Here is a 14,017-nt window from a genome sequence, read left to right as displayed (position 1 = left end):
AAAACCTCAATGGGGGAAATGACTGTAGCGCATGACATAAGGTATAGACTTAAAGCTAATCAGCAAATCACGGCAGACGGCCTTCGGCGGAGGGTTACGGTTCGTCGTCAATGGCCGGACGAGGTCAAAGCGAAGATCGTTTCGGAAAGCTTGCGGCCTGGTATGACGGTCAATGAAGTTGCGCAGCGCTATGGATTACGAGCCAACAACCTTTCCACCTGGCGGACAATGGCTCGGCAGGGCAAGCTGGTCCTGCCCGCACCGGAGGATGCGGCAGAGTTCGCAGCGGTATTCGTCGATCCGCCAGTTTCGGAACCCCCGCCTAAAACGGTTAACCGCCCCGAGATTGTCGTCGGTTCTGTTATCATCCGCCTTGAGGAAGGGGCATCCGCCGCCCGGATCACCATGTCTTCCCACTCTTTCTCTAGGGGGACGGGAAAGCCGTACTTATTCAGGTAGTCGCCAATGCCCGGGGAGGTCCAATACTTCCGGCCTTCCTAAGACGACGAACCTCAACCGTCATCCATCATAAGTGGGGTTTTGTGCCAGTCGGTGTATCTCCCCTGCCACCCTTGTCGAGCATTCTGCGGCATATTCTCCAGATAATCTGTTCCGCGTGTCTTTAGCTGCTGCGCAACTGAGGTGGGCAATTGGAATGCCAGTAGCCCGGTCTCGTTTCCGCCCGGGCCAAAGCCCCACGATTGCTTCGAAACATATAGAACATTGGAGACACTCAACGCCTCTGGAACGAAACTAAGGTGGTGGCTCCTTATGTATAGTTTGTACCCGACCAAAGGCACTCCAACCATCAGAGCAATTACAACAGCGTACTTCCAATATTTCGCCATATAATCCCTACGCGCCATCCGTTCCGGGGCCTTTGATCACGACCATTAAATAGCAGATTTTAAGCGGCCTGGGTGCCACATTGAACGTCCGAAATACCTCGAAACATGACCACATTAGAAACGTAGAGCTATGTCTCCTGGTGGCGCCATCCGGCCGTAGCCCTCTTCCGTGATTGAAGCTTGATACACCAATTCGGTTTTATCCAGCCAAGGTGGGATCAGCGCATCGCTTACCTTTTCTCCCAAGTGTAGTGATCTCTATCAAACGGACAGAGCACCGCCTAAAGGCTTTCAATGATAGAACATGGCAAGGTTGTCCCTTAGTGTTGGCGGCTGTGGTTTTGGAAGCGTCCGCCTGCCATTTGTTTGGTTCGAGGCAGGCAAACGGGGCCTCTCTGGGAAAAGAGCGCTTCACAATGAAGGCCCAAACATCCCATCATGCCGATTGGACCGAGCTGCGGCATCGTGCGAGCTTCGAAAGCGAGGCGTAAGGACCCGCACACGAATTTCTCGTTTGAGAGCCATCCGTCCAGCTTGACGGCTCAAACATAGGCCTCAGTCAAAGCTTGCAAAGGCCGTTTGTAGGTGAACACCTCATCCTCGCTGCCTATACGATAATTAAATATTAGGTTCATCGTCGGGAACACTTTTGTAAACATTGAAGTGAATGATCGAAGCTTGCGCTGATCGACAATAGGATCGACGCAGTTCAGAGTTGTGGTCCCATTGCCAAACGATGACGTTAAACCGCGCCACGACGCATTGCAGAATTCCTTAATCGCTTCACCCTCATCCTCGCATTTCAGCACCACTGTAATGCGGCGAAGGCCCAGTAAATCTCGAATTTGGGCCAAGTACACGCCGCGGTTTGCCAAAAGCTTTGCACGGTGCTCAGCGGAAGCCATGATTACCAGCCAACTATTGCTGGCTCCCAAAAAGAGCTGCCAATCATCATCGGACTTCGTCGGAAATATCATAGAAAGGCAGGACGTGATGAATTCCGCCCCTCGAGCGCTCCCCATTCCATTGGCACGTATCGAAAATAGTTTCGGCGGGTCGGCGAAAACATCCCCATGGAACATTCCTATTGACTGCAGCTCGGGAACGATCTCAATTTTTCTACCACACCAACTAAAAAACAATGAGCCTTCAGCGGTACGTTCCTCGATCGACGCACAGAGCAATAGCCCTGTCCGCAATGCGTTTGCTGTGGGGTGCGATGTAATAACGAATTGTGAAAAGATGCTTCCAAGGGAGGCTATTCTTGAGTGGACACTCTGAGCTTCCAACTGCGCAATGAATTGCATCGGAGTTTTAGGTCGGCCTATGTTTGGCAATAGCGAGATGTTGTAGCGAACGAACCTCTCCCAAATCTCCCGAAGAAAAAGTCGATTTACCAGTCGGGTTAAAGGCTCGACGGCATGTTTATCTATGGATGCAGATAGTGCAAAGAGGAGGCGTCCCGCCCGCGCCCGTTCATCTGATGATGCCCTACCGATCAACTCCTTTGCGAAGAAATACTCGTCAAGCGCCTGAAGTGCGGATTTTCGAACTTTCTCGCTCTCGATCCGGTAAATCTCATCGTAGGAGCGAGTTTCCAAAACAGCGAAGTCCGATCCTTCGTTGTTTTGCCGAGAAAGTGCCTGCACCAAATGTTTCGGCCACCGCGTCGTCTCGTCTTTCTTTATGTCGACTAGGGCAGAAATGCGCAATCCGGTCGAGCGCGAGAAATCGGCCCCTCGGACGTCGGCTCCAGTAAAGGTGAATTTGGAAAGATCGCTCTCTCCGAAGTCGAGATTTTTGAGGTCGCTTCTTATGAAATCACGAGACGGCTTCAGCCCAGCAAGAAGGGCGAGGTCTGCAAAATCGTTAGTTGAAGCGTCAATAACGCTTAAAATTCTCGATAGCGTAGGCTCATCGAAGTCTAAGTATCTCATCTATTTCCGCAGCCTGCTTCGAGCGAGGATCGTACGACCCAGACGATCTTTTTTGCGTGTACTATGTATCAGGGCATCGAGTATCGCGCCCTTTTCGGCGGAAGTAGCCACGGTCGTACGATCTTCAGAATCAACAGAGGTTGCTTCGACAAAGAATGCCTGACGGCCAGCATGGAGTGAGACTACTACCCGCTCTGAGCCTTCGATACCCGTGCTCTCCATCGACGCGACGTATTCGCCCTGCAGGACGTCTCCAGAGAGATACTCGCCCTCCTTAGCTGCGAATTCCACGCCGTGTGGCTTTACGTTGACGTCATCTAACCTGGACCGCTCCCCGATCAGAGACCCTTTCGCGGCTTGGTGGCTCGAAGAGTCAATTACCAGGGTCGCGCTGCGCAACGCGATGAATACTGTCCGACTCTGGTAATCGTACTCGGCACGATCCAGTCGTAAAGTGGCGTCCAGATAGAACGAAGTGCCATCGTTTGAAACTCGCGGCTGATGAAGCCGCAACTCAGCCAGTCCCTCTGTCTGCTCAAGAGGGGAGACTTTCCATCTCGCTATGGGCTCTTCTCGATACCTATCTTCGAGATCATCGATGTTGATTGGCGTCATTCCTTTTGCTGCAAGCCAGACATCGAACATTTCCGTACGCTTGACAGCAAACTTCGGGAGATCACCGTAAAACTGGTTGAGGATTCCTTCGATGTCGTCTGGTGTGACGGGATTGTCATAGTTCTTCCAGGCGCGGACGGTAGACTCACCCTGACCAAGAAAACTTCCAAGTTCACTGTTCGTCCATCTTTTAGGAGCGGTCCGATGTATACCGTCCGAACGCTGCCCTCCCGCCATGCAGTTCTCGATCAAGTTCGCCAGCTTTCGCTTTGACTGTAAATCACCTTTGCGATTCATTGCGATTGCCCATCACCTTTATGCGCTACTGCGCGCCATTTACACCGTGTGTCGTTGTAACTTGCAGACCTCAGCAAGGAGCAACACAATGAACGAATTCTTCTACAATCTACCAAATCAAGTGACTGCTTTCATCTCGTTATCGCCAATCTTCTTCGTTTATATGATGCAAGCAGTAACATATCTCGTCGCCATGTTTTTCGCCAGATCGCATCACCACTGGTTGTGGTCATGCTACCTGGCATCGGCGTGCATTCACGTGATGGCTGCAGCGGTCTACAGCGGAAACATTCACTAGGGCGGCTTCGGCCTATGGAGAGCTATCTTTGCACAGTGGGTTGTTGCGGTGCAATCTCAACCAAGGTCAGCGTAAGCGCATGTGTGATCATGGGAATAGGCAAACTCAGCTTCGCCGCCACGCAAATGTCTTCTCTTGGTGCATTCTTGCCATCAGTGTTGCAGCGATAGCTTTTGGAAAGCCCTATCGACCTTGGTCAATGTGCGAGGAGAGCACCGCTTACGGTCATAAGCACGAGGCCGTTGGTGCAGGGAACTCCGGCACAAGTAGTTCGGTTCGACGAATCAGCGAGCTCAGAGATCGCTCGTATGCTATTGCAAAGAGGGGCGCAAAACAGTGAGCACTCCAGTTTTGTCCGTCGATGCAGCCGTGAAGTTACACTGTCTCTTAATCATGGTTGGCTGTTCGAATGGCAGATCAAGTCGTTTGTATAAAGCTAGCTCAATCCGGGATTCCGACCTAACATAGCCATCCATCGCCCTACTACGATGCCACATTCTGGCCCATTGGCTTTGCCTTTGGCGGCGAGCACAAAATCTCAGATTTGCCGTACTAACGAAAGCGAAATAGCCGCGCGTATATTTGGAGCACTCTGTCAAACACCTGAATGTAAAACCGGACAAACCGCCCCAATGCTCCGAGTAAGGTCGCCGACAATGCGAAAATTGTCATCAATGACAAAATTATAAAAATTGTGCTTCTGACAATAGCTTGCTCGGCTTCGGAAAGAGCAGAATTGTTGACGCCCCCGAAATTTCCAAATCCCCAGTAACTAATGTAGAATACGACTGTGACAGCTGTCAGTATGCCGACAAATGTTCGCCCCACCTTCATTTCCGGAGGCTCCGTAGACAACACCGTAAATTCTTGGTCGGTCATATAGTTTGAATACCGAACCAGATCCAGCGTGGGCAGTAATTTGTGCAGCCCAAGGTTTGCTTGCTTGCGAAATAGTGACCCAGGTCTTGGCAGAAAACCTCTGATAAAGTCTCGCGTAGTTTCTAGCTCGAATGGAACAGAGGCTAGATACGGCGCTGAGAAAAAGGATCGCCCTGCGTTAGCTAGAGGCCTAGGATCGTCCATCACCTTATTTAGAAAAAAACCGGCAACTTTCGATGAGAGACCGTGATCGGATAATGTGTCAGTGAGGTGTTGAGACGCCTTAATCGATGCGGCGTCAGTTTCAACAACCATAACGATTTCGTCAACTATCGAACAGACCTCAAGAGATTGACGGTCAACGCCGCCTCTACAATCTATGATGACCACCTCATTTTCGGTGCGTAGTATATTTATCGCACGCGAGAGGTTTCCGAATTCGCCTGAGAACTCATCGTTGGCGCGCAGAGACCTTCGATGATCGCCTATGGGAAGCAGCGTCAAGCTCCCTATGTTATCTTTTCTCAAGTATCGCTCTGTCTCGCTTGTGGGGTATGACAATTGGATATCTGAACTCCAATCTTCATTTGCCACGATGTCGGCTACGCCTCCTCTCGCACCAGAGAAAGCGCTGAAGCCGAGGTAGTAACTTAGGCCAGCAGTTCCTAGATCAGCGTCTACAAGCACGACAGAATGCCCGCTTTCCGCCAACTCAACTCCCATAGCGGTTGCTAAAAGAGTTTTGCCGCTACCCCCTTTGCCACTCACAACAGCAATAGATTTTCCGATTTTTTGCCTAGGCTTGTCTTCAGTCATTGCCCTGATCCATGTCGGCTGAGCGTTGCGCATTTAGCTTATTTATTTGGGCCTCTCTGTCCTCAACCGAAATAACGGGAGTTGATCTAAGAAATGGTACGACTATCCAAAGCAACACAGAAGCTACCACGCTGAAAAAAGCGGCAATCGCGCAAAGGGAACTCCAGTGGCCGATATCCAAGCCCGTGTTCAATCTGAAAAAATGATAGGCTGGTTGACCACCTAACGTGACCGTCAAACCCATCGTGAAAATGAAAACTGTAAACCCCCACATTACTTCATCGCCAGTTGCTCGGATGCGGAAAAAGACTAGATTGATGGTGAAAAAATCATCTTCCTTGTCAGAGCGGATGGTGGTCGCTGCTACCAGTTTCCCGCTGATTATTACAGCGATTGCTGTCAAAACAATTGCCGAGAATATCGCTTGGAGAATTTCGAAAACACGCTCGAGCGAAAGGTCTCCTGGCTGTCCTAAAACCTTCCCCTCCATCAAAAACCGTCCAATTGTCGCATATTGTTCCCGACGCAGTATCAATTTTTTCTACCTACACCAGCTGAGAAAAGAAAATGCAACTTCTTTCTGCTCCCTGAGGTAGCTCTGACTCCTGATACAGATACATCTGGCAAGAGATCATCAAAATCGGTTGAACTCGGAGAATTAAAATATGTTGGAGTCGCGTGACCGGACGTGGGATTTGCAATATTCAAAGATTTTGGGCCGCTGATGTGTCCAGCCATTCGATACATTCGTAACCAAGGCGCATCTCAATCAATGACCGCTTTCGGTAAATAGACTAGCCAGCTGCATGCCCGAGTTGGAGGCGCGAAAGTGGTCCTTCGTGCCAACAATGATCGCTCGGGGCTCACAGCAGACTTCAGCCGCTTGATCGTACTGAACAAAAGCTCATCAATACGGCTCTGCTTATTGCCGTTAACGATGGCGGTGAGCGTGCTGGTCGGATAGGTCAGAGGATCGACATTGAGTTTAGAGGTCTCGATCAACGAGGCGATGGCGGCCCAGTTCTCTCCATCAGAGTCCGGCGGGCATGCGCTCAGCAATAAGCGAGCCGAATATCCCGACCATCGCAGTCTGGCGCGAACAGCCTCATGTTTCCGGCATCTCCATCGGCCTGCAGAATACCAGAGAGGCCCTGCGGTATCCATTCGGCATGAATGCTCCAGCGGCCGGGAGCGTAGAGGCAACTTATTGAAAACTCGAGAAGGCATCGCCAATACACTTGGTCGAAACCTCGTAAAACATAGCTGGACGTCCAATGCCCAAAGAAATTTCTCACGGGCGCGATGGGTCAAGTATGCGCGCGAGACATCGGACGATACTTTGTTCCCCACTAGCGGCTAAACAGATAGTAGCTACCGGGGGCGGGGCGTCAACGCGGCGTCAACGATTGCTGATAGCCAAATCAGATCACCCTCTGAGAGCGCCGCCAGCTTGTTTACAACAGTGTTAAGCTGCGGATTAAACCGAGGGTCGGTCTCATCAATCCGAAACAAACTCGCAGCATCCACGGCAAAAAACCTCATGAACCTCTCGATTGTTGCGAAACTCGCCCCGATTGCTCCGCTTTCAATTTTCGCTACCGTATCGATAGACATGCCCGTCTGATCGGCCAGCTGTTGCTGCGTGAGCTTTAGCCTGTGCCTATGCGCCTTAACGCATGACCCAAATGTAGAACGAAGGTCCATGATTACGTCTCCAAGAGGAGATGTAAAACGGCAAAAAGGTTTCGCGTTATGGATTGAAATTACGTATTTGCAATTAATTGCATTTAAAAGGAAGCATGCTATCATCAATTTGAGATGACATGCTGCTCGGGGACAAGAATGGCTGAAAAAAAGCCGGAACCACTTACCGTTGGCGGACCCAGCACGTCAAAAAACAACGAGCGTCCCGGCGTTCGATTTTCTGAGAAATTATTGGATCAACTCAAATCAATAGAAAACGGCGAAGCTGACGTGTCCAGAGTGACAAGAACAACGAAAAATTCTCCGGCGACATGGCCGCTCCTGATCGCGGTATCACTGATAGTACTGTTCACTGTTTGCACAGTCTGGTCGTCTTTGCGCTCACGTAACTACCATATTCCGGCGTCGGCAAACGCAGATGTAGTGCATTCACGTTCCGACATCATGGTTCCAGCGTTTCGTTACATCGTGGAGCAGGACGCTTTCACGGGATTAAATGTAGATTTTGCTCGCGTTGAAAACGACCAAGGGCAATCTCTATACATAGGGAAGCCAGACAAAAGACGACAAGATTTTCAGGAGAATACAGCATTTGTAATTCATCCAGGAAGCTACATCTGCACGATTCGCGGAGATTGGCTTGTCATCGATTTCATCTCGCTAAGAGGCGGCCTCGTCTCCCAACCGATGCAAATGCGTTGGGACGTTTCTAGAGACAAGCGACGACTGATAATAGAACCAGGTACTCGATCCGACAAATTGCTGAACTCCATCGTCGGCGCAGATGAAATTAGATTCAGATATGAAGACGACTGCGGACATGTCGAAACGCTGATTTTCGACACCGGTGGGCTTGAAGATGCCCTTTCCAAATTACGGGCGAGTTCGTAGGAACTAGCTACGCTCGCCGCGCTCCAGCTTATCAAGTCTAAACATAACTTCTTTAAGCCGTCGCTCTAGATCAGTTCCACGCGCTTCCTCAGCACGAAGTCCGGCGCGCAAATTTTCGAGCTCAATCTCCGTGTGATCGCGCCTTGGAGCGCGTCTCGACTGCCCTTCTCCAAAGTCAACATTGGGAAAGGACGCCTCAAGGCGAGAAATTATCTCAGAGTTTAGCGAACGGTTCGACTCTGTAGCACTCTTCTCGATCTGATCTTTTAGGGCCTGGGACAGGCGAATTTTCATCTGCGTATAGCTAATCATCGCACCGGTATGGATCATAATGGTCTAGACCACAATCCGAAATCTGTGTACACCATAATGGTCCTGAACCATAAAGGTGTAATATGAAGTTGTTTTCTGCATTCAACGTTCGGCTCCCTCTCGAACTGAAAGCTTGGCTTTCTGATCAAGCTGGCAAAAACGGGCGAAGCCTAAACGCCGAGATCATCCAAATTATAAAAACTGCGAGAAGCGCTAGAGCGGAGGAAGAAGCATAATGCTGAAACTTCCTCGATCCCGCGCGTCTACAGAACCCGGTTCAGCTCATCTCCTCACCGAGACGCAGGCAGCCGAACGCATACACAAGTCCATCCACACACTCCGTAGGATTCGAAAGCGGGGCGAAATCGGCTGCTACCAGATAGGTCGCTCCGCCTACTACACCGACCGGCATATTGATGAATTTTTGAAGGGCTTAGAACAATGCAAAACGAACGGTATCAACTCGGCAAATATTGGCTCTCACAGCACAATAGCCCCGTCTACAAAGCCACCTGGTACGATGCTGACACTGGACAAACACGCCGCGCATCTCTTGGCACAAAAGACTTTCATGAAGCAAAAAAGCTCCTAGCAGAGTACGCCCTGAAGGAGACAATACCTAAGGATCAAAGGGCTGCGGACATGCCACTAGGCCTCGTTTTCTACCGGTATTGGGAACACCATGCGAAGAACATTGCATCGGCAGACCAAGCAAAATACGCTTTATCGCTCTGGACCGAATTCTGGGGAGCCTCAACGGTTGCTGACCTCACGCCACCAAAACAGAAAGAGTTCATTCTCTGGCTAAAGGCAAAAGGCTACAAGAATAGCTACGTATCCCGGACAATGTCCGTCGGACGGTCCGCTGTTCGCTTCTCATGGAAGAACGGCGAAATTAGCTCGGTGCCCTTTATCTACGACGAGCCAGACAGGTCTGACGAAAAAGAACCCTATCTAATCAAGCTCGCGGAGATGAGACGGCTACTAACTAAGGCGCAGGAGCGCCCTCATATGTTCATCTATTGCATGATAGCACTGAACACCATGGCTCGACCGGAAGCCGCCCTCCAGCTTTCTCCGTCGCAGGTAGACCTTTCTGACCGGTGGATCAATCTCAACCCAAAGGGCAGAAAACAGACGAAAAAATACCGTCCAATCGTCCCTATCACGAATACGCTATCACCCTTCCTCCAGCAGACAGATATCCCCGCATTCGTTCTTTGGAACAGCAAACCTATAGCAAGCGTAAAAAAGACCTTTGCCTCCACCGTATTAGATGCAGGTCTATCAAAAGAAATTACGCCGTATAGCCTGCGCCACACGATGGCTACTGAACTACGCCGTCGTGGCGTGTCGGCTTGGGAAATTGAGGGGCTTCTTGGGCACCGTAGACCAAGCACGACGGAGAAGTATGCGCACTACGCGCCGGACTACATGAGCGCAGGACGAATGGCCATAGACGCATATTTTGAGACGCTCGGCTTGACCTACACTGTACCAAGGCTAGTTCACGTGTCAGAAGCGTGTCAGTCGCTAAAAATGAAAAATCCCCAGAAGGGGATTTCTCAATGATATCAAAATTCGGATGGTGGGCGTGACAGGGATTGAACCTGTGACCCCTACGATGTCAACGTAGTGCTCTCCCGCTGAGCTACACGCCCTCCGTGGCGGCGGATAGACCACAAAACCGGTTCATGCGTCAACTGCTTTTTTTCGGTTTTGTGAAGGTTTTTTGAGAGGCCTTACGCCACAAGGAGTTTGTTGACCTCATCCACCAGATCGCGCAGATGGAACGGCTTGGAAAGCACCTTGGCGTCCTTCGGAGCCTTCGAATCGGCATTCAGCGCAACGGCTGCAAAGCCGGTAATGAACATGACTTTCAGGTCCGGGTCGAGTTCGGTCGCGCGCCGCGCAAGCTCGATGCCGTCCATTTCGGGCATGACGATATCGGTCAGCAGAAGCGAAAAGGGCTCTTCGCGAAGCCGGTCATAGGCGCTGGCGCCATTGTCGAAGGAAGAAACCTTGTAACCGGCTTTTTCCAGCGCCTTGACGAGGAAGCGGCGCATATCGTTGTCGTCTTCAGCGAGAAGAATTTTCTGATTCATCATAAGTGACCGTAACTACTCAATGTTTGGAATACCCTAGCCCGATTATAGGATTTTCACGGTAAATATCCTGTGAACGCGTGAATCGGTATAGCGCTGATTGGGCGATAGTATGGACTTGCCGCGCCGTAACTGGCAACATGAACATCCTGATAGTTTTGCGACATGGTAAATGACCCTGAATGGACTGGATAACGGGTGAATATGAGCTGTTTGAAGTAACGGAACCTGCCGTTCAAACCCTGCCATTCGTCTATAATTCCCCCCATAGCGGCCGCTGCTACCCCATCTCCTTCCTGGAATCGGCAAGGCTCGATTCGCACGAGATTCGCCGCTCCGAAGATCATTTCGTCGACGAGCTGTTCGCGGCGGCACCGGAGATCGGCGCGCCGCTTCTCAAAGCGAATTTCCCGCGCGCCTATCTGGACGTCAATCGCGAGCCCTACGAGCTCGATCCCCGCATGTTCGAAGGCACGCTTCCGCCTTATGCCAATATCGGCTCCATGCGGGTCGCAGGTGGCCTGGGAACGGTGCCGCGCATCGTCGCCGAGAATATGGATATTTATGCCCACCGCCTGCCGGTCGACGAGGCGCTTTCGCGGATCGAGACGATCTACAAGCCCTATCATGCCTGCCTGCGCCGCCTGCTGTCTCGCACCCACGCCAATTTCGGAATGGCGGTACTGATCGACTGCCATTCCATGCCGGGCAATATCCGCGTTGCCGGCTCGAATCTGAGGCCGGATGTAATCATCGGTGATCGCTACGGCACCAGCGCATCCCAGGAAGTCTCCCGCGCCGCGCTGCATTTTCTTGAAGAACTGGGTTTCGTCGCTGTCTGCAACAAACCCTATGCCGGCGGCTTCATCACCGAACATTATGGCCGGCCCATCCGCTCTCTCCATGCGCTGCAGATCGAAGTCAACCGGGCGCTTTACGTGGATGAAAAGACGCTTTTGAAAAAAGCCGATTTTCCCGCCATTCAGGCGTCGCTTGAAATCTTCATGCGCCAGCTCGGCGCCTTCGTTTCCGAATACGCGATAGAAACGTCGCTCGCTGCCGAATAGCAGCTCGAATCATCCGCTATTTCAATCTTTTATCCCGGACGGTCTGGCGGCCCGCCGGACAAAAAAAACCGCGCCTTGGCGCGGTCAAGTCTAGGGAGGAAACACCCAAGGAGGGTATTTACAGTCAAAGACTGTAGGATCACGCTACGCAGTAATTGCACAATTGTCAATCATTTTATTTTATGCATATTTTTTAGGCTTATGCTGAAAATATGGAAACACCGGCGCCTTCATTCGTATGAGTGGACGGCGGATGCGATTCCGGTCTATGCATTGCCGCATAGAATTCAGACCCAATTTTCAGGCAATGAGGTTTCGCATGCTGCCCGACCGGGATTTCTTCTTCAAACTTGCCGATGCCGCCAGCGCAGAAACGCTTCCCCGATTCCGCACGGGCATTGCCGTCGCCAACAAAGAGGATGGCGGCTACGATCCGGTGACGGAAGGCGATCAGGCAGCAGAAACAGCCATTCGCGCCCTGATCGAGGCCCGTTTTCCGCAGCACGGCATTCTGGGCGAAGAACACGGCAATATCGGTCTCGACCGCGAGCATATCTGGGTCATCGACCCGATCGATGGCACCCGCGCCTTCATTTCCGGCGTGCCGGTCTGGGGCACGCTGATCGGCTTCCAGTCAGCCGGCCGCGCCTCCATGGGCATCATGGACCAGCCTTTCACGAAAGAGCGCTATTTCGCCGATGGCGAGACAGCCTGGTATTTCGGGCCCGACGGCGAAAAGAAAATCCGGACGCGTGATTGCGCGTCTTTGTCGGATGCGGTGCTGTTCACCACTACCCCGCATATCTTCACTGCGGAAGAAAAGCCCTTCTATGAAAAGGTACAGGATCAGGTCCGCCTTTTCCGCTACGGCGTGGATTGTTACGCCTATTGCCTGCTTGCAGCCGGCCACGTCGATCTGGTGATCGAATCCGGCCTGAAGCCCTATGATGTCGGCGCGCTGATCCCTGTCATCGAACAGGCCGGCGGCATCATGACGACCTGGGATGGCGGACGTCCGGAAAATGGCGGCCGCATTCTCGCCGCCGGCTCAAAGGCGGTGCACGAACAGGCGCTCGCCATTCTCTCAAAACTCTGAGGCACCCCGCTTAAGCGGCCATCATTCCGGCGCGAAAAACGCGTCGATGGCCGCCAGCGCCTGTTTGCGGAAAACGTCACGCTCATGCAGCAGTTCGTGGCGCGCACCGGTGATCGGAAGAAGCTGCGCTGCCCGGAAATTGCGTGAGAGTTCCTCCTGCGCCTTATAGGGCGTGATGGTATCCAGCATCGGCGCCAGAATAAGGGTCGGAATGGTGATATTCGTCAGATGGTCCTGACGGACCACCCGTCCCATGGTCTTCAGCGCCTCATAGACCCAGCGCGCCGTCGGCGCACCGATGAAAAGTTCCGGAAACTGCCTGTGCAGCGAAAGATTTCTTCTAAAACGTCTGGCGTCCGAGGTGAGCGGATTACCGTCGAAATCTCGCTCCCGCTGATCCTTGCCGAGCTGAACCCGTCCAAGACCAACGAGACTTAGAACCGTCGCCACCACCCGAATGACGGATGAGGGGACGGATTGCTGGCTGTCCAGCTCGATGAAAGGCGAACAAAGCGCCAGACGGTCGATCCGGTTCGACAGGCCGGGTGCGGCGGCAAGCGCTGCAAGCGCGCCGGTGGAATGCGCGATCATGAAGAATGGCAGCCGCGTATCCGGCAACACCACCTGTTCGAGAAAAAGGCCGATATCACGCTGATAGTCGGAGAACCGCCGCACATGCCCGGCACCCGGTTTTTTCAGCAATCTTTCTGAACCGCCCTGCCCGCGCGTATCGAAGGTCGCAACCCAGAAACCCATGGCGGTGAGATCGCCGACCGTTTCGAAATATTTCTCGATACATTCGTTCCTGCCATGCAGCAGAACCACGGTTCCGCGAGCCACCTGGCGGCTGGCGCGAAAGATCGCATAGCGAAGCTGTTTGCCGCGATCGCCGGTAAAATAACCGACGGTATGGTTGCCGGGAACCGGGTTGTCTTCGCTGGCGCGCAATGTGGCTTCGATCATCGGTCTTTTCCGGCTTTTCTGCCTTTTCGGGATAGGTCGGCGGCGCGGGAAGGTCAAAGAAAAAATTGCCGGAACCGTCGGTTAAAGCAGTCGCGGTTCCGGCGAATAAGACAGAAGAAGAAGGGACGTTATTGCTTCTGTCCACGGAGAATGTCTCCGATGACCGATGTTTTATGGCTCTCAAACTGA

Annotated in this window: 14 protein-coding genes, 1 tRNA gene and 1 pseudogene; 6 read left to right on the top strand and 10 right to left on the bottom strand. The window is 52.2% G+C overall.

Features of this window, described 5'->3' with window-relative positions; genetic code table 11:
- A partial coding sequence (locus tag ACQZ40_RS22900; RefSeq protein ID WP_448748708.1) for a transposase occupies window positions 1-459 on the top strand: 459 nt, incomplete at its 5' end.
- A 931-nt stretch (window positions 460-1,390) separates the two neighbouring features.
- Here ACQZ40_RS22900 and ACQZ40_RS22895 read toward each other — a convergent pair.
- The 6 genes and pseudogenes from ACQZ40_RS22895 to ACQZ40_RS22870 form a co-directional block, all read right to left on the bottom strand.
- Entirely contained in the window at window positions 1,391-2,785 is a 1,395-nt protein-coding gene (locus ACQZ40_RS22895; protein ID WP_448748707.1) for a pentapeptide repeat-containing protein, read from the bottom strand.
- Complete coding sequence (locus ACQZ40_RS22890) at window positions 2,786-3,697, bottom strand: hypothetical protein (RefSeq protein WP_448748706.1); 912 nt, start codon at window positions 3,695-3,697, stop codon at window positions 2,786-2,788.
- 850 nt (window positions 3,698-4,547) lie between these two features.
- On the bottom strand, window positions 4,548-5,690 hold the full coding sequence (locus tag ACQZ40_RS22885; protein WP_448748705.1) for an AAA family ATPase: 1,143 nt from the start codon (window positions 5,688-5,690) through the stop codon (window positions 4,548-4,550).
- The gene (locus ACQZ40_RS22880) at window positions 5,683-6,180 is read right to left on the bottom strand and encodes a hypothetical protein (protein WP_448748704.1); all 498 of its coding nucleotides are present in this window, start codon (window positions 6,178-6,180) and stop codon (window positions 5,683-5,685) included. The genes ACQZ40_RS22885 and ACQZ40_RS22880 overlap by 8 nt, the downstream gene beginning before the upstream one ends.
- 275 nt (window positions 6,181-6,455) lie before the next feature.
- A pseudogene (locus tag ACQZ40_RS22875) lies at window positions 6,456-6,898 on the bottom strand (transposase domain-containing protein); the annotation flags it as partial.
- Between the two features lie 163 nt (window positions 6,899-7,061).
- Window positions 7,062-7,394, bottom strand: a complete 333-nt coding sequence (locus tag ACQZ40_RS22870) for a helix-turn-helix domain-containing protein (RefSeq protein WP_448748703.1) — start codon at window positions 7,392-7,394, stop codon at window positions 7,062-7,064.
- A gap of 138 nt (window positions 7,395-7,532) precedes the next feature.
- On the opposite strand from ACQZ40_RS22870, the gene ACQZ40_RS22865 reads away from it, so the two are divergent.
- Entirely contained in the window at window positions 7,533-8,285 is a 753-nt protein-coding gene (locus ACQZ40_RS22865) for a hypothetical protein (protein ID WP_448748702.1), read from the top strand.
- A gap of 3 nt (window positions 8,286-8,288) precedes the next feature.
- Here the strand turns inward: ACQZ40_RS22865 and ACQZ40_RS22860 are convergent, their stop codons facing one another.
- A complete protein-coding gene (locus ACQZ40_RS22860) occupies window positions 8,289-8,579 on the bottom strand; it encodes an Arc family DNA-binding protein (RefSeq protein ID WP_448748711.1) in 291 nt (96 codons plus the stop codon).
- A gap of 101 nt (window positions 8,580-8,680) precedes the next feature.
- Here ACQZ40_RS22860 and ACQZ40_RS22855 point away from each other — a divergent pair, with 101 nt between their 5' ends.
- Both ACQZ40_RS22855 and ACQZ40_RS22850 read left to right on the top strand, forming a co-directional pair.
- The gene (locus tag ACQZ40_RS22855; protein WP_448748701.1) at window positions 8,681-8,833 is read left to right on the top strand and encodes an Arc family DNA-binding protein; all 153 of its coding nucleotides are present in this window, start codon (window positions 8,681-8,683) and stop codon (window positions 8,831-8,833) included.
- A 205-nt stretch (window positions 8,834-9,038) separates the two neighbouring features.
- Window positions 9,039-10,169, top strand: coding sequence for a tyrosine-type recombinase/integrase (locus ACQZ40_RS22850; RefSeq protein ID WP_448748700.1), 1,131 nt, complete (start codon window positions 9,039-9,041; stop codon window positions 10,167-10,169).
- Between the two features lie 14 nt (window positions 10,170-10,183).
- On the opposite strand, the gene ACQZ40_RS22845 is transcribed toward ACQZ40_RS22850, so the two are convergent.
- Both ACQZ40_RS22845 and cpdR read right to left on the bottom strand, forming a co-directional pair.
- A tRNA-Val gene (locus ACQZ40_RS22845) sits at window positions 10,184-10,258 on the bottom strand.
- An 81-nt stretch (window positions 10,259-10,339) separates the two neighbouring features.
- The gene (cpdR, locus tag ACQZ40_RS22840; RefSeq protein ID WP_003497910.1) at window positions 10,340-10,702 is read right to left on the bottom strand and encodes a cell cycle two-component system response regulator CpdR; all 363 of its coding nucleotides are present in this window, start codon (window positions 10,700-10,702) and stop codon (window positions 10,340-10,342) included.
- 182 nt (window positions 10,703-10,884) lie between these two features.
- Here cpdR and ACQZ40_RS22835 point away from each other — a divergent pair, with 182 nt between their 5' ends.
- Together ACQZ40_RS22835 and hisN are read left to right on the top strand one after the other, a co-directional pair.
- On the top strand, window positions 10,885-11,769 hold the full coding sequence (locus ACQZ40_RS22835; RefSeq protein ID WP_003519728.1) for an N-formylglutamate amidohydrolase: 885 nt from the start codon (window positions 10,885-10,887) through the stop codon (window positions 11,767-11,769).
- A gap of 319 nt (window positions 11,770-12,088) precedes the next feature.
- Complete coding sequence (gene hisN / locus ACQZ40_RS22830) at window positions 12,089-12,865, top strand: histidinol-phosphatase (protein ID WP_174037119.1); 777 nt, start codon at window positions 12,089-12,091, stop codon at window positions 12,863-12,865.
- A 21-nt stretch (window positions 12,866-12,886) separates the two neighbouring features.
- Here hisN and ACQZ40_RS22825 read toward each other — a convergent pair whose 3' ends face one another.
- Entirely contained in the window at window positions 12,887-13,828 is a 942-nt protein-coding gene (locus tag ACQZ40_RS22825; RefSeq protein ID WP_448748699.1) for an alpha/beta fold hydrolase, read from the bottom strand.
- Between the last annotated feature and the right edge of the window lie 189 nt (window positions 13,829-14,017).

The sequence above is a fragment of the Agrobacterium sp. 16-172Ci genome (genome assembly GCF_053522725.1).
This window is presented reverse-complemented; position numbering and strand designations above follow the sequence as displayed.

Bases quoted from the DNA above. Each gene is read 5' to 3' on its own strand.
- cpdR (WP_003497910.1), bottom strand. From the start codon at position 10,702: ATGAATCAGAAAATTCTTCTCGCTGAAGACGACAACGATATGCGCCGC.
- ACQZ40_RS22825 (WP_448748699.1), bottom strand. From the start codon at position 13,828: ATGATCGAAGCCACATTGCGCGCCAGCGAAGACAACCCGGTTCCCGGC.
- ACQZ40_RS22860 (WP_448748711.1), bottom strand. From the start codon at position 8,579: ATGAAAATTCGCCTGTCCCAGGCCCTAAAAGATCAGATCGAGAAGAGT.
- ACQZ40_RS22890 (WP_448748706.1), bottom strand. From the start codon at position 3,697: ATGAATCGCAAAGGTGATTTACAGTCAAAGCGAAAGCTGGCGAACTTG.
- ACQZ40_RS22835 (WP_003519728.1), top strand. From the start codon at position 10,885: ATGGACTGGATAACGGGTGAATATGAGCTGTTTGAAGTAACGGAACCT.
- hisN (WP_174037119.1), top strand. From the start codon at position 12,089: ATGCTGCCCGACCGGGATTTCTTCTTCAAACTTGCCGATGCCGCCAGC.
- ACQZ40_RS22855 (WP_448748701.1), top strand. From the start codon at position 8,681: ATGAAGTTGTTTTCTGCATTCAACGTTCGGCTCCCTCTCGAACTGAAA.
- ACQZ40_RS22850 (WP_448748700.1), top strand. From the start codon at position 9,039: ATGCAAAACGAACGGTATCAACTCGGCAAATATTGGCTCTCACAGCAC.
- ACQZ40_RS22895 (WP_448748707.1), bottom strand. From the start codon at position 2,785: ATGAGATACTTAGACTTCGATGAGCCTACGCTATCGAGAATTTTAAGC.
- ACQZ40_RS22885 (WP_448748705.1), bottom strand. From the start codon at position 5,690: ATGACTGAAGACAAGCCTAGGCAAAAAATCGGAAAATCTATTGCTGTT.
- ACQZ40_RS22865 (WP_448748702.1), top strand. From the start codon at position 7,533: ATGGCTGAAAAAAAGCCGGAACCACTTACCGTTGGCGGACCCAGCACG.
- ACQZ40_RS22880 (WP_448748704.1), bottom strand. From the start codon at position 6,180: ATGGAGGGGAAGGTTTTAGGACAGCCAGGAGACCTTTCGCTCGAGCGT.
- ACQZ40_RS22870 (WP_448748703.1), bottom strand. From the start codon at position 7,394: ATGGACCTTCGTTCTACATTTGGGTCATGCGTTAAGGCGCATAGGCAC.